The organism is Isoptericola sp. NPDC060257, from assembly GCF_042726645.1.
Lineage (GTDB): Bacteria > Actinomycetota > Actinomycetes > Actinomycetales > Cellulomonadaceae > Isoptericola > Isoptericola nanjingensis.
This window is the reverse complement of record NZ_JBHXAW010000423.1, coordinates 1-2370: the sequence shown is the minus strand read 5'-3', so window position 1 is coordinate 2370 and position 2370 is coordinate 1. Positions and strand designations below refer to the sequence as shown.

At 69.5% G+C, this 2370-nt stretch carries 1 protein-coding gene; it reads left to right on the top strand.

Annotated elements, in window-relative coordinates:
- Positions 1–2370: aconitate hydratase (locus ACFWEK_RS20830; RefSeq protein WP_430555278.1), on the top strand; the 2370-nt coding region annotated here is incomplete at both ends.

The window sequence follows — 2370 nt, the reverse complement described above, 5'->3', positions numbered from 1 at the left end:
CCTCCCGTACTCCCTGAAGATCCTCGCCGAGAACCTCCTGCGCACCGAGGACGGCGCCAACATCACGGCCGACCACGTGCGCGCCCTCGCGTCCTGGGACCCTGACGCCCAGCCCGACACGGAGATCCAGTTCACGCCCGCCCGCGTGATCATGCAGGACTTCACCGGCGTGCCCTGCGTCGTCGACCTCGCCACGATGCGCGAGGCCGTCGCGGAGCTCGGCGGCGACCCGAAGCGGATCAACCCGCTCGCCCCCGCCGAGATGGTCATCGACCACTCCGTGCAGATCGACGTCGCCGGCCGCGCGGACGCCTTCGCCCGCAACGTCGAGTTCGAGTACGAGCGCAACCACGAGCGTTACCAGTTCCTGCGCTGGGGCCAGACGGCGTTCGACGACTTCAAGGTCGTCCCCCCGGGCACCGGCATCGTGCACCAGGTCAACATCGAGTACCTGGCGCGCACGATCATGACCCGCGAGGTGGAGGTCGACGGGCAGAAGGTGCTGCGCGCCTACCCCGACACCTGCGTCGGCACCGACTCGCACACCACGATGGTCAACGGCCTCGGCGTGCTGGGCTGGGGCGTCGGCGGCATCGAGGCCGAGGCGGCCATGCTCGGGCAGCCGGTGTCGATGCTCATCCCGCGCGTCGTCGGCTTCAAGCTGTCGGGCTCCATCCCCGCCGGCGTGACCGCGACCGACGTCGTGCTCACGATCACCCAGATGCTGCGCCAGCACGGCGTGGTCGGGAAGTTCGTCGAGTTCTACGGCGAGGGCGTCGCCCAGGTGCCGCTCGCCAACCGCGCCACCATCGGCAACATGTCGCCGGAGTTCGGCTCCACCGCCGCGATCTTCCCGATCGACGGCGTCACGCTCGACTACCTGCGCCTCACCGGCCGCAGCGAAGAGCAGCTCGCGCTCGTCGAGGCGTACGCCCAGGAGCAGGGCCTCTGGCTCGACCCGAGCTCTGACTCCTACGTGGAGCCGAAGTTCTCGGAGTACCTGGAGCTCGACCTCGGCACCGTCGTGCCCTCGATCGCCGGCCCCAAGCGCCCGCAGGACCGCATCGAGCTGTCCGAGGCCAAGGAGTCGTTCGCCTCGGCGATCCTCGACTACGTCGACCCGCACGAGGCCGCCGCGTTCAGCGGCCTGGACGAGTCGGTCGACGAGACCTTCCCCGCGTCCGACCCGATCGCCGCGAGCGCGCACGACAACCCGTCCGACCAGCCTGTGGCCCCGGGCCACGCGGACTCGGCAAAGCGTCCGCACAAGGTCGTGGACCTCACGCTCGCCGACGGCACGACGACGCAGCTCGACCACGGCCACGTGGTGATCGCGTCGATCACCTCGTGCACCAACACCTCGAACCCGTCGGTCATGCTCGCCGCCGCCCTGCTGGCCAAGAACGCCGTCGCCAAGGGCCTGGCCGCCAAGCCGTGGGTCAAGACGTCGATGGCGCCCGGCTCGCAGGTCGTGACGAACTACTACGAGAAGGCCGGCCTGTGGCCGTACCTCGAGAAGCTCGGCTTCCACCTGGTCGGCTACGGCTGCGCCACGTGCATCGGCAACTCCGGGCCGCTGGCCGACGAGATCTCCGCGTCGGTCAACGAGCACGACCTGTCGGTCGTCTCGGTGCTCTCCGGCAACCGCAACTTCGAGGGCCGCATCAACCCGGACGTCAAGATGAACTACCTGGCGTCCCCGCCGCTGGTCATCGCCTACGCCCTGGCCGGCACGATGGACTTCGACTTCGAGGCCGAGCCGCTGGGTACGGACACCGAGGGCAAGCCGGTGTTCCTCCAGGACATCTGGCCCGCCCCGGAGGAGGTCCAGGCCACGATCGACGCGTCGATCGACCGCGACATGTTCACCAAGGACTACGCGGACGTCTTCACCGGTGACGAGCGGTGGCGCGCGCTGGAGACCCCGGAGGGCGACACGTTCTCCTGGGACGGCGAGTCCACCTACGTGCGCAAGCCCCCGTACTTCGAGGGCATGGGCGCCGAGCCGGCGCCGGTCGCCGACATCTCCGGCGCCCGCGTGCTGGCGAAGCTGGGCGACTCGGTCACGACCGACCACATCTCGCCCGCCGGCTCCATCAAGGCGGACAGCCCGGCCGGCAAGTACCTGGCCGAGCACGGCGTGGGCCGTCGTGACTTCAACAGCTACGGCTCGCGCCGCGGCAACCACGAGGTCATGATCCGCGGCACGTTCGCGAACATCCGCCTCAAGAACCAGCTGCTCGACGGCGTCGAGGGCGGCTTCACGTTCAACTTCGTGAAGAACGCCCAGGACACCATCTACGACGCGGCGCAGGACTACGCGGCGCAGGGCACCCCGCTGGTCGTGCTCGGCGGCAAGGAGTACGGCTC